Raw genomic sequence first — 14,467 nt, 5'->3', positions numbered from 1 at the left:
GACCCCGGCTCCATGAGGGGCCATCTGCGCCCCCTTTCGTTTCCCGCCGCTGCATTGGGCCTTCGAATGACCGTCACCGTTCCCGCCGAGTGGGCTCCGCACCGCGCCATGTGGGTGGGTTTCCCCAGCCACGCCGAGTTGTGGCAGGAGGACCTGGAGCAGGCCCAGCAAGAGGTCGCCGACCTAGCCCGCGCCCTGGCCGGTCCGGGCGCCGAGCGCGTGCGCCTGATGGTGGTCGGCGACGAGGCCGAGGCGGCCGCCCGCGCCCTGCTGGGCGACACCAGCGTCGAGATCGTCCGCGGCCAGTTCGGCGACATCTGGCTGCGCGACACCGGCCCGATCTTCGTCGCGGTCGAGGCCGCCCAGGGCGGCGGCCAGGGCGGCGGTTCGGCCGCCGCCGCCGGCTTCCAGTTCAACGGCTGGGGCGGCAAGTACAGCCTGGAAGGCGACGACATCGTCGCCGAGCAGATCGCCGCCGCCTCGGGCGCGCCGCTGGTCCGCAACGCCTTCATCCTCGAGGGCGGCGCCCTGGACCACGACGGCAACGGCACCGTCCTGACCACCCGTCAGTGCCTGCTCAACGCCAACCGCAACGCCGGCTGGGACGAGGCTTCGGCCACCTCCGCCCTCGCCGACGCGCTCGGGGCGAAGAAGGTGCTGTGGCTGGGCGACGGCCTGCTGAACGACCACACCGACGGCCATGTCGACAACCTGGCCCGCTTCGTCGCGCCGGGCGTCGTGGCCTGTCCGATGGCCTTCGGCGTCGATGATCCGAACGCGGATGTCTATGCCCAGACCGCCAAGCTGCTGGCCAGCATGACCGACAGCCGCGGCTCGCCGCTGCAGGTCGTGCGGATCCCCTCGCCGGGCAAGATCCTCGACGAGGACGGCGAGCCGATCCCGGCCTCGCACATGAACTTCCTGATCGCCAACGAGGCGGTCATCGTGCCGATCTACGCCGAGGAGTCGGGCGCCTTCGCCGTCGAGGTGATCAAGGGCCTGTTCCCCGAGCGCCAGGTCATCGGCCTGCCCTCCACCGCCATCCTGACCGGCGGCGGTTCGTTCCACTGCATCAGCCAGCAGGAGCCCGCGTAATGGCCCGCACGCTCAGCGTCGCCGCGATCCAGACCTCGTACGGTCTGGATCTGCAGGCCAACATCAAGAAGACCGAGGGCTTCATCCGGGAAGCCGCCGCCAAGGGCGCGCAGGTCGTGCTGCCGTCGGAACTGTTCCAGGGGCCGTACTTCTGCGTCGCCCAGGAAGAGCGGTGGTTCGCGCAGGCGCATCCGTGGCGCGAGCATCCGGTGGTCAAGGCCATCGCGCCGCTGGCCGGCGAGCTGGGCGTGGTGCTGCCGATCTCGATCTTCGAGCGCGAGGGGCCGCACTATTTCAACAGCCTGGTGATGGTCGACGCCGACGGTTCGCTGATGGGCGTCTATCGCAAGAGCCACATCCCCGACGGCCCGGGCTATATGGAGAAATACTATTTCCGGCCCGGTGACACCGGCTTCAAGGTCTGGGACACGCGCTTCGGCCGTCTCGGCGTCGGCATCTGCTGGGACCAGTGGTACCCCGAAGCCGCCCGCGCCATGGCGCTGATGGGCGCCGAGGCCCTGTTCTATCCGACCGCGATCGGCAGCGAGCCGCACGATCCCAGCCTGGACACCGCCCTGCCGTGGCGGCGGGCCATGCAGGGCCACGCGGTGTCGAACGTGATCCCCGTGGTCGGGGCCAACCGCATCGGCTTCGAGCCGTGGGACGGCTATCCGAACGGCGGCCAGACCTTCTATGGCTCATCGTTCATCGCCGACCATCGCGGCGACCTGGTCAGCGAGCTGGGCCGGGCCGACGAGGGGATCGTCAGCGCGACGTTCGACCTCGATTTCCTGACGACGCACCGCGCCGCCTGGGGCTTCTTCCGCGACCGCCGGCCGGAGTTCTATTCGGCCCTGGCCAACGGCCGGCCTGCGTGATCGAAACCGACCGCCTGGTGCTGCGCCCGGCGGTCGACGCCGATCGGCCGGCCATCGCCGTGATGAACGGCGATTCCCGGGTCGGCGCATGGCTGGGCGGCGTGCGTGATCGGGCCCAGAGCGACGCCTTCGTCGATCGGGTCATGGCGCACGACCGCCAGCACGGCTTCGGCTTCTGGGTCGTCGAGCGCAAGGCTGACGGCCGGGTGATCGGCATGACTGGCCTCTGGTGGGTTCCGCCCGAGATGAACATGGCGCCGGCCGTGGAGATCGGCTGGCGCTTTCATCCCGACGCTTGGGGCCAGGGTTACGCCACCGAGGCGGCGACGGCCGCGCTGGCCCATGGCTTCGAGGCGCTGAAGCTGTCCGAGATCATCGCCTTCACCGCGCGGACGAACCTGGCCTCCCAGGCGGTGATGCGCCGGATCGGCATGAGCCACGACTCAGCGCGCGACTTCGACCACCCGGGTTTGGCGCAGGACGATCCGCTAAGGGCGCACGTGACGTTCGTGGCGCGGGCTTAGCGCCCGCACCCCGCCGGCGGCCCGCCGGCTCGCGACGCCGCCACCTCGACGCGGGCCTTGGCCAGGTCGCTCATGAAATCCGGGTCGTCGTGCAGCCGCGTGACCAGGGCCGAGCCCAGATAGCGGCCGGCCTCGATGTCGCTCTGGAAGTGGACGCCGCAAACGACGCGGCTGTCGCCGAACGCCTTGCCGCGCGCCAGGATCGGGCTGGCCTGGTCCGGGACCAGTTCGGCGATCACCGAGGCCCAGGCCCAGCCGATCAGGCCGTGGCCCGAAGGGTAAGAGCCGTCGGTCTCGATCCAGGCCTCGCGCGGCACGCAGATCGGGGCGGTGTTGCCGACCGGCGGGCGCGGCCGCCGATAGACGGCCTTGGCCGGTTGGTAGATCCGGGCCGCGTCGTCGGTCATGCGCAGCAGCATGTGGGCCAGGGTCGGGGTCGCCTCGGCGCTCAAGGTGACACCGGCCGCGCACGAGAAGCTCTTCATGCCGTTCTTGCCCGACAGGTCCGCGTCGGCGATCGCCTGGCTCCAGGCCGGCGTGTTGGCCAGCTTGCGGGTCTCCTTGAACTGGGCGCGCTCGGCCTTGCCGCGTGGCGAGGTCGGTTCGGGCGGCGGGCCCAGGATCACGGTGGCGTCGAGGCCGCCGTTGCCCGTCAGGTAGCCCGGCGGCGGCTTCACCCAGCCGGCCGATGGCGGGGTCATGGCGACGGGGACCTTGGCGGCGGCGAACGGGTTCGGTCCGTCGAGCGTCGAGCAACTGGCGAGCGCCAGACCGGAAGCGACGGCGGCGATCAACGCGAAACGGGTCATGGCAAGCGCCCTTGAGGTCATGCGCTCACAGAGAGCGGAGAAAATCGTGCGTCAAGAAAAAGCGGATCGACGGGCGGAGATGTTATTTCATAACGCGCTCGCGGCGCCGGTCCGCGCCCGGACAGTGCTCGCCCATTACGGCGCCGCTCACTCTCGACGGTTCCCGTCGAAGATGAATCGGAGGCCCGTATCCGGCCAAGGCGGCGGCCTAGATTGCCGGTCCTCGCGGGATCGGCTAGAACCCCAGGCCTTTGCGGCCGTCTTGAAGGTTTCGAGCGCCCGTTTCTTATTTTGTCGTAGAGCTCTTCATGGAAACGACCCAGTCCGCCGGCGAAATCTCCGGCAACGTTCTGTTCTACAATTCGCCGGAGCCGCTGAATCGCGAGCAGCACGCCAAGCTGGCCCTGGTCCACAAGGACAAGCCTTACGGCTTCGCCGCGTCCGGCACGGCCGTGCCGCTGACGGTCTCCGAATTCGCTCCGGCCGCCCTGACCTTCCCGGTGATCTTCGCCGGCGACGACCGGGTGCCGCTGGCGGTGATGGGCCTGAACCAGCAGGAAAACCTGTTCATCGGCGCCGACGGCTCGATCGAACCGAACGTCTACATCCCGGCCTATATCCGCCGCTATCCGTTCGTGCTGGCCAACGATGACACGCAAGACCGTCTGATCGTCTGCATCGACCGCGGTTCGGACCTGCTGACCGAGCAGGGCCAGACCCCGCTGTTCGACGCCAAGGGCGAGCCGACCGAATATACCCAGAACTGCATCAAGTTCTGCGACGACTTCGAGGTCGAGCGTCGCCGCACCGACTCGTTCGTCCAGATCCTGAAGGACAACGACCTGTTCGAGCTGAAGAAGGCCACTTTCCAGCCGCAGGACGAAACCGGCGCTCCCGCCGGCGAGCCGGTCACCGTCGCCGAGTACTTCGGCGTCTCGGAAGAAAAGCTGAACGGCCTGCCCGCCGCCAAGCTGAAGGAACTGCAGGAAAACGGCGCCCTGGCCCAGATCTACGCCCACCTGGTGTCGCTGCTCGGCTGGGACCGCCTGATCAACAAGACCATGATCAAGCAGCAGGAAGCCGCCAACCTGAACTAAGGTCGGTCGCGGATCGCAAGATCAAAGGGCGGCGGGGCTTCGGCTCCGCCGCCTTTTTCTTTGCCGAAACTACCGCGCGAAGATGCTGCGGGTCAGGCACGAGAAGACCAGGCGTCCGGCCTCGTCGAGCAGGTCGTGCTGGGCGATGATCATGCCCTTGCCCTCGCCGACCGGGTCCTTGCCCATCACGGTCATGCGACCGCGCAGCAGCTCGCCGACGGGCGGGTTTCGCATCCAGCGCAGGGCGTCGACGCCCAGGCGCTTGGTCTGCGGCCAGGCGGCGCTGGACTCGGTGTCGAGCCGGGTCCAGATGGCGTAGACCATGCCGTCCGGAGCGCCGTTCTCGACCGGCCAGCCGGGCGCGAAGGCGGCGATGAACGCCTCCAGAGCCTTCTGGTCGACCGCCCGCGAGCCCAGGTTGACGACCTGTCCGATCTCGATGTCGTCAAAGGCGGCGGGCATGGGCGACTCCGAGCGTGATTCCTGATTCGACTGTCGGCCGCGGCTTCACCATTGTCGAGCCGCCCTTGGCGGGCCATGTGTGCGTCCGCTGTCGTTTTTCCTCCCGGACCCGCGCGCATGTTCCTGAAGAGAGCCATTCTCGCCCTGCAAGCCCTGCTGGCGGCGAGTCTCTTGGCGGGCGCGGCCGTCGCCGGTCCGGTGGTCAATTCCGGGCACATCGAGTCCGAGCTAGTCGCCCAGGAGGCCGGCATCGCGCCGGGCGGCACGGTCTATGTGGCCCTGCGCCAGAAGATCATTCCTGGCTGGCACACCTATTGGCGCAATCCCGGCGACGCCGGCGAGGCGACCCGGATCGCCTGGACCCTGCCGGTCGGCTGGACCGCCGGCGACATGGTCTGGCCGACGCCCAAGAAGGCTCGGCTGGGCCCGCTGCTGGACTACGCCTACGAGGGCGAGGTGCTGATCCCCGTGCCGATCACCGCCCCGGCCGACGCTCAGGTCGGGACGACGATCAGCCTGAACGCCGCCGTCTCCTATCTCGTCTGCGAGCAGGTCTGCGTGCCGGAAGACGCCAAGCTGACCCTGCTGCTGCCCGTGGTGGCGGATGCGCCGGCGGCCGATCCTAAGTGGGGCGCGATCGTCGGCGAAGTGCTGGCCAAGGCGCCCAAGCCGGCCGGCCTCCAGGCCGTGTTCAAGCTGGACGGCCAGACCTTGAAACTGGCCGTCACCGGCGGCCCGCTGAAGGGCGCCGACATGGCCGGGGCCTATTTCTTCCCCTATTCGCCCAAGGTCATCGAGCACGCCGCCGACCAGACGATCGAGCGCGGCCCCGAGGGTCTGACCCTGACCTTGAAGCCCGGCTATGACTTCGTCGGCGGCGGAACCGCTCCGGCCGAGCTGGCGGGCGTTCTGGCCACCAAGGCCGGGGCTTGGGAGGTCACCGCCACGGCGGGCGAGCCGCCCGCGACCGCTTCTGGCCTCGGCGCGCCGCCGGCCGAGACGGCGCCGGCGACCGGCATGGCCGGCGGCCTGATCGGCGCGCTCGCCTTCGCCTTCGTCGGCGGGTTGATCCTGAACCTGATGCCGTGCGTGTTCCCGGTGCTGTCGATGAAGGCCGCCAGCCTGGCCGGCCACGCTCATGACGCCGGCAAGACCCGCCTGCAGGGCCTGGTGTTCCTGCTCGGCGTCGTCGCGACCTTCCTGGCCCTGGCCGGCCTGTTGCTGGCCGTCCGGGCCGGCGGGGCGGCCGTGGGCTGGGGCTTCCAGCTGCAGTCGCCACTGGTCATCGCGGGTCTGGCCCTGCTGATGCTGCTGGTGGCCCTGAACATGTCCGGCGTCTTCGAGATCGGAACGTCGGTGCAGAACGTCGGCAGCGGCGCTTCGGCCAAGGGCGGCGCGACCGGAGCCTTCTTCACCGGCGCCTTGGCCGTGGTGGTGGCCGCGCCGTGCACCGCGCCGTTCATGGCCGGCGCGTTGGGCTACGCCCTGACCCAGCCGACCGTCGTGGCGCTGTCGGTGTTCCTGGCCCTGGCCCTGGGCTTCGCCGCCCCGTTCGTGGCCGTGGCCTTCATTCCGGGGCTGCTGAAGCTGCTGCCGCGTCCCGGCGCCTGGATGGACGTGCTGAAGAAGGGCCTGGCCTTCCCGATGTACGGCGCGGCCCTGTGGCTGGTCTGGGTGTTCGCCCAGCAGGCCGGGCCGATCGCGCTGGGCCAGGTGCTGGGCGCCGGCGTGCTGGCCGCCTTCGGGGCTTGGCTCTACGGCGTCGCCCAGGCCCGCCGCGCGTCGGGCAAGGCCTCGGCCGTCTCGACGATCATTGGCCTGCTGGCTCTGTTCGCCGCCATCGCCCTGGCCGCCTCGGCCGCCCTCTCTGCCAAGCCGCCGACGGCGGGGCCAAGCGCCGAGACGCCGGCCGCCGGCCCGGGCCTGGCCGCCGAGGCCTGGTCGCCGGAGAAGGTGAAGCAGCTCCAGGCCGAAGGTCGGCCGATCCTGGTCGACTTCACCGCCGCCTGGTGCGTCACCTGCCAGGTCAACGAAAAGGTCGCCCTGTCCGGCGCCAAGGTCGCCGACGCCTTCAAGGCCCGCAACGCCGTCTATCTGAAGGCCGACTGGACCAATCGCGACCCGGTCATCGCCAAGACCTTGGCCGAGTTCGGCCGGGTTGGGGTGCCGCTGTACGTGGTCTATCCGAAGAATGGCGGCGCGCCGGTCATCCTGCCCCAGCTGCTGACCGAAGGCCTGGTGATCGAGGCGATCGAGAAGGCGGGGGCGTAGCCTACTTCTTCTTGTCCAAACCGAACGGCAGCTTGGCCTTCACCTGGTCGAGCGGGGTCTTGGTCACGATCACCGGCGGCGGGGCGATGATCGGGGCGGTCTTGATCGGATAGGCGCGCCAGCCGCTCTGGATCAGGGCGCCAAAGCCCTGGCACTTGGGCAGGTAGCGGACCATGCCGGCGCGCGGCTTGGCGAACGGCGCGGCCTGGACCAGGTCCTGGCGCTTGGGATCGATGAACCGCCAGTCGGTCGGCAGGCCATAGCCCTTCTCGCCGCCCAGCCGCACGGCCTGGTAGGCGATCTTGGCCTGGAACGGCGGCACGCCGTACTTGAGCATGGCCCGCAGGAAGATGGCGTCGGCCTCCTCGCGCTTGCCCGGCTCGCCGATCGTGTAGAGCCAGTCATGGACGATGGCCGCCCGCGCCGTCGGGCCCTGCGGGTCGACGAAGCCCTGTCCGTACCAGGGCACGCTGGCGAAGTCGGTGACGTACCAGCGCGGCACGACGATCAGCTTGCCGGTCTCGACGTCGCAATAGGGAAACTCGGCGTCCAAGGTGAAGAGCTTGCGGCCGTCCTTGGTCTGGTTGAACAGCATGATCGGCTGCGGCGTCAGCGAGCTGGGCGGCGTTGGCGCGATGAGCGGCACGAAGACGGTGGTGTTGGTCTCGGTGGCGCAGGCCGCGAGCGTCAGGCCGAGGCCGATCAGGAGGGCGAGGGTCTTGGTGCGGGACATCGATCGAAAAGGGCAGGGGGAGGGCAGGCGATCTTCTGAGCGCCGTAGATGCTTGGAGCAAGCAAGAATGGCGAAGTTTCGACCGCCCCCGACGGTCGCCTCCGACGCGTCTAGCCTTAGGCCGCCGGCTGCGGCGGGGCGGTGATGACTTCGACGTTGTCGTTCAGCAGATAGGTCATGTCGCGCAGGGCCAGGTCCTGGTCCTTCAGGGTCTTGGCCGCGCCGACGGCGGTCAGCTTGTCGGGCAGGTCCTGGCTGATGCCGCGCAGGATGCATTTGAGGTCATCGACCGCGCCGCGCTCCTTGAGGGTGACGTGACCCTTCATGTCCAGCGCCGAGAGCTCGCCGATCCGCGCCCCGAAGGCGTCGAAGCCCTTCAGGGGCTTGGCCGCGCCGGTCGGATCCGCGCCAGCCAGGGTCTTGCGATAGGCCTCGGTCTCCGCCTTCAGCTGCTTGGCGCGCTTGACGATGTCGAGGAACAGCGGCTCTCCGGCCACCGAGGGTGGGGCGGCGGGCTGCTGCAGCACGGCTGGGGCCGCGGTGGCGGCCTGACCTGGACTGAACGAAGCCATCCAGAGCATGGCGGAAAAGGCGACGGCGTCACAGGACATCTGTTACTCCCGCAAAAAACGTCAATGGTGTGCCATGACGCGGCGGCGGCTCTTTGATAAGCCCCGTTCCGTAAACGCCGATTTACCAAAAGGACATCCTCCGCATGGCCGATCTCGACACCGCCTGGAACCGCCTGGAAGCCGCCGCCAAGGCCGCGGGCGAAAAGCGCATCGTCGAGTTCTTCGAGAGCGAGCCCGGAAGGCTCGAAGCGCTGACCCTGGATGTCGCCGGCCTTCACCTGGACCTGTCGAAGCAAGCCTGGGACGAAGCCGGTCTCGAAGCCGCCCTCGACCTGGCCCACGCCGCCGACGTCGAAGGCGCCCGGGCCCAGATGTTCGGCGGCGAGGCGATCAATTCGTCCGAGGGCCGGGCGGTGCTGCATACCGCTCTACGCGCCCCGGCGGGCGCCGACTTCAAGGCGGGCGGCCAGCCGGTAATGGCCGAGGTCGAGGCCGTCCGTCAGCGGATGAAGGCCTTCGCCGAGGCGGTCCGTTCGGGCGCGATCAAGGGCGCGACCGGCAAACCGTTCAAGGCCATCCTGCACATCGGCATCGGCGGCAGCGACCTTGGCCCCCGCCTGCTGTGGGACGCCCTGCGGCCGGTGAAGCCGCAGATCGACCTGCGCTTCGTGGCCAATGTCGACGGCGCCGAGTTCGCCCTGACCACGGCCGACATGGATCCCGAAGAGACCCTGGTCATCGTGGTCTCCAAGACCTTCACGACGCAGGAGACCCTGGCCAACGCCACCGCCGCCCGCGCCTGGCTGGCCGAGGCCCTGGGCGAGAGCGGGGCGAACCAGCACCTGGCCGCCATCTCGACCGCGCTGGACAAGACCGCCGCGTTCGGCGTGCCCGACGATCGGGTGTTCGGCTTCTGGGACTGGGTCGGCGGCCGCTATTCGCTGTGGTCGTCGGTCAGCCTGTCGGTGGCCGTCGCGGCCGGCTGGGACGCGTTCCAGGGCTTCCTGGACGGCGGGGCGGCGATGGACGAGCACTTCCGCGCCGCGCCGCTGGAGAAGAACGCCCCGGTGCTGGTCGCCCTGGCCCAGATCTTCAACCGCAACGGCCTGGACCGCCGGGCCCGCTCGGTCGTGCCCTATTCGCACCGCCTGCGCCGCCTGGCCTCGTTCCTGCAGCAGCTGGAGATGGAGAGCAACGGCAAGTCGGTCGGCCCCGACGGCAAGCCGGCCAAGCGCGGCACCGCCACGGTCGTCTTCGGCGACGAGGGCACCAACGTCCAGCACGCCTATTTCCAGTGCATGCACCAGGGGACCGACATCACGCCGATGGAGCTGATCGGCGTCGCCCAGTCCGACGAAGGCCCGGCCGGCATGCACGAGAAGCTGCTGTCGAACCTGCTGGCCCAGGCCGAGGCCTTCATGGTTGGCCGCTCGACCGCCGACGTCGTCGCCGAGCTCACGGCCAAGGGCGTGTCCGAGGCCGAGATCGCCACCCTGGCCCCGCAGCGCACCTTCGCCGGCAACCGGCCCTCGACCCTGGTGGTGCTGGAGCGCCTGACGCCCCGGACCTTCGGCGCCCTGATCGCCCTCTATGAGCACAAGACCTTCGTCGAGGGCGTGATCTGGGGGATCAATTCCTTCGACCAGTGGGGCGTCGAGCTGGGCAAGGTGATGGCCGGCCGCATCCTGCCCGAGCTGGAGAGCGGCGCGACGGGCCAGCATGACCCGTCGACGGCGGCGCTGATCCAGCGGCTGCGCAAATAATATCTGTCATCCCGGCCGTAGCGAAGCGGAGAGCCGGGACCGCCACAGGCTCTGAGCTTCCGGCGGTCCCGGATCGGCGCGCTTCGCGCTTGTCCGGGATGACAGTTTCTAAGGTCAAAACGTCTTGCGCACCCGCAGCGTCACGAAGCTCCGCGGGTTGATGTCCCGGTCCTCGACGAAGGAGACCGCGCGGTCGGTGCGGTTGGCGAAGACCGTGCGGCGGATGGTGAAGTCGTCCCAGAGGTTCAGCTGGGCGCGGATCGCCAGGGTCGGGGTCGGCTTGTACTCGACGAAGCCCTCGTAATAGCCCGCGCCGCGCCAGACATTGGTCTGGTCGACGTCATAGGTGCCCTGGCCCAGCAGCGGCAGCCAGTTGATCCCCCACTGGGTCTTGTACTTCACCAGGTCCTGCTGGAAGCCGATATTGGCCTGGGTCGGGCGTACGCGGGTGATCGGCCGGTCCCTGCCCGTCGTCGGGTCTTTGACGTGGGTCTCGTTCCAGTCGTTCTTGAAGGTGAAGCGGCCGCCCTTGATGCCGAACTTGTCGGTCGGCACGATGATGTTGACCGACAGCCGGTCCAGGGTCGCGTCGCCGATATTGCCGGTGGCCGACAGGCCGCCGGGCAGCGGCAGGCGGTCGATCACGCCGATGATCTCGTCGTGGCGATAGCCGATCGAGACGATGCCCTCGCCCCAGAAGCGGCGCTCGTAGCTGATCTCCGAGATCCAGCGCTGTTCGGGCTTGAGGTCGACATTGCCGCCATAGACGGTCTCGTCGTCCAGGTCCGACGAGGCGGCGAAGTCCTCGAAGTCCAGCTGGCCCAGCTCGCGCTCGAAGCGGAAGCGGACCTGGTTGTTGGCCTTGGGCGTCCAGGTCGCCAGGAAGCGGGGCTTCAGATAGAAGAAGCTCTTCTCGTTGCTGGCGTCGCCCGACTGCTTGATCGTCGACTTCTCGGCCCGCAGGCCGCCCTCCAGGGTCAGCTTCGGATTGACCCGCCAGGTCGCCTTGGTGAAGGCCTCGCCGCGCAGCTCCTCGACCTTGACCGACGCGCTAGGCAGGGGCACGGCCACGCCGCCGACGCTGTAGGCCTGCTTCACGTCCAGCATGTTGTAGGCGACTTCGCCGCCGGCCTCGATGGTCAGGGCCTTGGACTGTTCGAAGCGGACCAGGCCGCGGGCGATCGATTCCGAGCTGTCGCCGTCGGCCACGAACCGCTGCTGGGCGCTCTTGACGCCCGACAGGGTCTCGTCGCCGGTCGAGACGTTGTCGAAGTTCTCGAAGCTGTGGATGGCGCGGGTCTCGAGGTTCCACTTCGGGGCCAGCGGCCGGGTATAGGTCAGGCCCAGCTCGGCCGAATGGCTCTCCTCGGCATAGGCGCTGCGGCGGAAGGCGGTGGGCGAGCTCAGCTCCTGCCATTCCTTCCAGTCGTTGACGCCGTAGCGGGCCGTGGCCTCCAGCTTGCCGCCGGCGACCGGGCCCGAATAGTTGCCGCGCACCGAGCGCCCGCCGCCCCAGCCGTCGTTGATGAAGGCCTCGTCGCGGATCAGCTTGCCCGTCCCGTCGTGGCGGACGTTGCGGCCCACGCCGTTGCTGTCGCTGGTCGAGGTGCCGTCGTTGAGCGTCACGCCCCAGCTCTTGTCGCCGTTGGTGGCGGTGAACTGATAGCTGCCGCCATAGACGTCCTGGCCGCCGTCGAACAGCACCGGGCTCCAGGTCAGGATCGACTGGTGGCTGACGCCCTTCTTCAGGATCACGTTCACGATCACCGCATAGCCCTGCATATCGACGCCGGGGGCGCCGCCGCGGATCAGCTCGATGCGCTCGACGCGGTTGGCGGGGGTGCGACCCAGCACGTTGGAGCCGGTGTCGTTCTTGGAGGCCGGGCGGCTGCCGTTGATCAGGATGTTGCCGACCGCGCCCTCGAAGCCCCGGGCCCCCGAGCCGTCGTCGACGTCGAAGCCGGGCACCCGGTCGACCATGTCCAGGGCGGTGTTCGGGCGCTGGGCGGCGAAGAAGTCGGGCTGGAAGACCAGCACGCCGCTCTGGCCGGCGGCCGGGGCGGCCTCGACCGTCGGGGCCGGCGCCTGCTGGGCGTGAGCGGCGCCGGCGAGCACGAACATGGCCGCTGTGGCCAGAAGAATGGACTTGGTCATCACTGTTTCCCCTCAGTGGGGAGAGGTCTGACCGCCGCGCCCGTTGATCTCAAGTTACAAGGCGGAAATGTGGATTACTTTTGGGTCAGATTACACGGCCGTCATGATCCTATACCGAGCGGCGCTGTGGATAAGCCTGACCTGGTTTCGGGTTTGACTTAAGATTTCGTGTATAGGGCGGCGAGGCTCAGACGTCGTTCGACGGTGAGACGGGGGGCTCCGCGGGCCGGGGTTCCGGAACGGGCGGCAGCTCGGCCAGCTGCGCCTTCAGCGACTGCAACTCGCGGTATTCCATCCTGCCGATCAGCTCCAGCCGGGTCCTGACGATCTCCCGCAAGACCGCCGTGGCGGAGCTGCGGGGCGCGGGGGCATCGGCCGGACGCGAGGCGGGCGTGTGCGGGGGCTTGGGCTTGGACATGATGGATCTCCTGTCGAGGTTGGACACACGGGGACGGTCTTCCGCCGGGAAAGCCGGCGGGCTGGGGAGGCGGCGAAGCGTCCGGGCGAGGCCCGGAAGGTTGTAGTGGAGTACCGTTTCGGCCTGGGCCGGAGCGCTCCGCGCGATCGTTATCCGATGAGCCCTCGGGGCGCGGGGTCTTAACCCGCTCCCAAGAGAGGCCCCCGGCGGGCGGAAGGGAAAGCGACCCCTCCGGACCGCGCGGGCGATTTCAGCCCGCGCCTGGAGCGTCCGCCAAGCCTTCGCCGCCAGGGCTTCGTCCCGATGTTTCAGGGAACCCGCGTCTGGATCCGTCGCGAAGGCGAGTCTCCGAAGAGGCCCGGCGAGCGCGTCCCGCTCGACCGCCCCGCACCGCCCGTCAGGTCGCCAGCTGGACGGCCTCCCCAGCGGTGGGGCGAGGACAAGTATGGGGGTGGTTTTGAACGCGGATCATTCGGCGGCGCGTAAAAGTGGGAAGGGGTTGATTTCGTGGAGTTCTGTCTCGCGAACGCCGGGGATAGAGGCGGCTCAATCCCCGTGAGTCCCGATGAATCCCTCTCTCWRAGAGAGAGGGAGGGGCCCGCGCGAAGCGTGGGAGGGTGAGAGGTTACACCCTCTCCGAACAGAGCACCCCGCCTCCCGACTCCCCGGCGAACGCCGGGGCCCAGCTCGAACCCACGGACTTCACAGGGACTGCGCGATGCGAGGGCGCATCAGCCTCAACCTCTCCGGATGAATCTGGGCCCCGGCCTTCGCCGGGGAGGTCGGGGTTTTGGGGAGCAAGCCCGTTGTCTCGGATTTCCCGGCCGGCGGTGAAACCTCTCACCCTCCCACCGCTACGTGGCGGGCCCCTCCCTCTCTCWRAGAGAGAGGGATTTCGGCGCGCGATCCTCCCCCGCTTGCGGGGGAGGTGGCCCAGAGGGCCGGATGGGGCGTCTCCGCCTCGGCCAGCCTACCCCCTGCCACCATCCGACCGCCCGAGGTCGGAGCCCTCCTTACATCTCACGGCGAGACGATCGCAGGGCTGATCAGGTCACTCAAGGACGACGCTCCGCGTCGCCGCGCGCGGCCGCCGGAGGCGGTCCTTGACTGACCTGATCAGCCCTGCACGCTGCAGCCTCCAAGAGATTTAAGGATCGCACCGACCTGGGAGGTCGGATGGCGATGAGGGGCCAGCAAGCAGCGGATCCCGCCTCAGCCTCCCTTCTCCCCTTGCGGGAGAAGGTGGACGCGAAGCGGCCGGATGAGGGGTCGATAGCCCTGTCCACTTGGCGCCCGGCATCAACCGCCTTAGCAGCGTCGCCGCCTTTCCACCCTCATCCGACCTGCTGCGCAGGCCACCTTCTCCCGCAAGGGGAGAAGGGACAGGGGCTCCGCATGGACACCGCCCCGCGAATACACGACGCTCCCTCGCGCATGGACAAGTCCTCGAAGCAGCGCCTCACCGGACTCTACATCGTCGTCTGGACGGTCGGGGCCCTGCTGGCCATGGTCTTGGCGAGGGACTGGGTCGTGCTGATCTGGCCCGTCCTGTGGATCTGGACGGTCTTCAACATCGCGCAGGTCTGGCGCGGCAAGCGGCGGAATTTCTGGGGCTAGGTCCTCCCGCCGCCGCCTGACCGCGCTAGCCCACATCTTTGAAGGCTGCGGCATGCTTGAAGAGTCCCGATCAG

13 protein-coding genes are annotated in these 14,467 nt (G+C 68.9%); 7 read left to right on the top strand and 6 right to left on the bottom strand.

Features of this window, described 5'->3' with window-relative positions:
* Positions 1-66: 66 nt before the first annotated feature.
* The 3 genes from ASC70_RS19345 to ASC70_RS19335 are packed head-to-tail and all read left to right on the top strand — an operon-like array spanning position 67 to position 2,497.
* Positions 67-1,095 carry an agmatine deiminase family protein gene (locus tag ASC70_RS19345; protein ID WP_056053399.1) on the top strand — a complete coding sequence of 343 codons (1,029 nt, stop codon included), beginning with the start codon at positions 67-69 and terminating at the stop codon, positions 1,093-1,095.
* On the top strand, positions 1,095-1,973 hold the full coding sequence (gene aguB / locus ASC70_RS19340) for an N-carbamoylputrescine amidase (protein WP_056053397.1): 879 nt from the start codon (positions 1,095-1,097) through the stop codon (positions 1,971-1,973). The genes ASC70_RS19345 and aguB overlap by 1 nt, the downstream gene beginning before the upstream one ends.
* Positions 1,970-2,497: a GNAT family N-acetyltransferase gene (locus tag ASC70_RS19335; RefSeq protein WP_056053393.1), complete on the top strand. Its 528-nt coding sequence runs from the start codon at positions 1,970-1,972 to the stop codon at positions 2,495-2,497. The genes aguB and ASC70_RS19335 overlap by 4 nt, the downstream gene beginning before the upstream one ends.
* Here ASC70_RS19335 and ASC70_RS19330 read toward each other — a convergent pair.
* Positions 2,494-3,306 (bottom strand): phosphatase PAP2 family protein, encoded by an 813-nt coding sequence (locus ASC70_RS19330; RefSeq protein WP_056053391.1) that lies wholly within the window; start codon positions 3,304-3,306, stop codon positions 2,494-2,496. The genes ASC70_RS19335 and ASC70_RS19330 overlap by 4 nt on opposite strands.
* Positions 3,307-3,614: 308 nt before the next feature.
* Between ASC70_RS19330 and ASC70_RS19325 the strand changes: the two genes are divergently transcribed.
* A complete protein-coding gene (locus tag ASC70_RS19325) occupies positions 3,615-4,403 on the top strand; it encodes a SapC family protein (protein ID WP_047406800.1) in 789 nt (262 codons plus the stop codon).
* 69 nt (positions 4,404-4,472) lie between these two features.
* Here ASC70_RS19325 and ASC70_RS19320 read toward each other — a convergent pair whose 3' ends face one another.
* Positions 4,473-4,865, bottom strand: a complete 393-nt coding sequence (locus ASC70_RS19320) for an acyl dehydratase (protein WP_047406797.1) — start codon at positions 4,863-4,865, stop codon at positions 4,473-4,475.
* 117 nt (positions 4,866-4,982) lie between these two features.
* Between ASC70_RS19320 and ASC70_RS19315 the strand changes: the two genes are divergently transcribed.
* A complete protein-coding gene (locus ASC70_RS19315; RefSeq protein ID WP_056053388.1) occupies positions 4,983-7,136 on the top strand; it encodes a protein-disulfide reductase DsbD in 2,154 nt (717 codons plus the stop codon).
* Between the two features lies 1 nt (position 7,137).
* Here the strand turns inward: ASC70_RS19315 and ASC70_RS19310 are convergent, their stop codons facing one another.
* Both ASC70_RS19310 and ASC70_RS19305 read right to left on the bottom strand, forming a co-directional pair.
* Positions 7,138-7,869, bottom strand: coding sequence for a DUF1353 domain-containing protein (locus tag ASC70_RS19310; protein WP_056053384.1), 732 nt, complete (start codon positions 7,867-7,869; stop codon positions 7,138-7,140).
* Between the two features lie 116 nt (positions 7,870-7,985).
* The gene (locus tag ASC70_RS19305; protein WP_056053383.1) at positions 7,986-8,480 is read right to left on the bottom strand and encodes a hypothetical protein; all 495 of its coding nucleotides are present in this window, start codon (positions 8,478-8,480) and stop codon (positions 7,986-7,988) included.
* 104 nt (positions 8,481-8,584) lie between these two features.
* On the opposite strand from ASC70_RS19305, the gene pgi reads away from it, so the two are divergent.
* Positions 8,585-10,204, top strand: a complete 1,620-nt coding sequence (gene pgi, locus ASC70_RS19300; RefSeq protein ID WP_056053380.1) for a glucose-6-phosphate isomerase — start codon at positions 8,585-8,587, stop codon at positions 10,202-10,204.
* A gap of 114 nt (positions 10,205-10,318) precedes the next feature.
* On the opposite strand, the gene ASC70_RS19295 is transcribed toward pgi, so the two are convergent.
* Both ASC70_RS19295 and ASC70_RS19290 read right to left on the bottom strand, forming a co-directional pair.
* Positions 10,319-12,361 (bottom strand): TonB-dependent siderophore receptor, encoded by a 2,043-nt coding sequence (locus ASC70_RS19295; RefSeq protein ID WP_056053378.1) that lies wholly within the window; start codon positions 12,359-12,361, stop codon positions 10,319-10,321.
* Positions 12,362-12,545: 184 nt separating this feature from the next.
* The gene (locus ASC70_RS19290; RefSeq protein ID WP_052196719.1) at positions 12,546-12,776 is read right to left on the bottom strand and encodes a hypothetical protein; all 231 of its coding nucleotides are present in this window, start codon (positions 12,774-12,776) and stop codon (positions 12,546-12,548) included.
* A gap of 1,395 nt (positions 12,777-14,171) precedes the next feature.
* Between ASC70_RS19290 and ASC70_RS19285 the strand changes: the two genes are divergently transcribed.
* Positions 14,172-14,393 (top strand): hypothetical protein, encoded by a 222-nt coding sequence (locus tag ASC70_RS19285; protein WP_056053375.1) that lies wholly within the window; start codon positions 14,172-14,174, stop codon positions 14,391-14,393.
* Positions 14,394-14,467: the final 74 nt, after the last annotated feature.

It is taken from the genome of Caulobacter sp. Root343 (assembly GCF_001425745.1).
In the GTDB taxonomy this organism is placed as follows: domain Bacteria; phylum Pseudomonadota; class Alphaproteobacteria; order Caulobacterales; family Caulobacteraceae; genus Caulobacter.
This window is presented reverse-complemented; position numbering and strand designations above follow the sequence as displayed.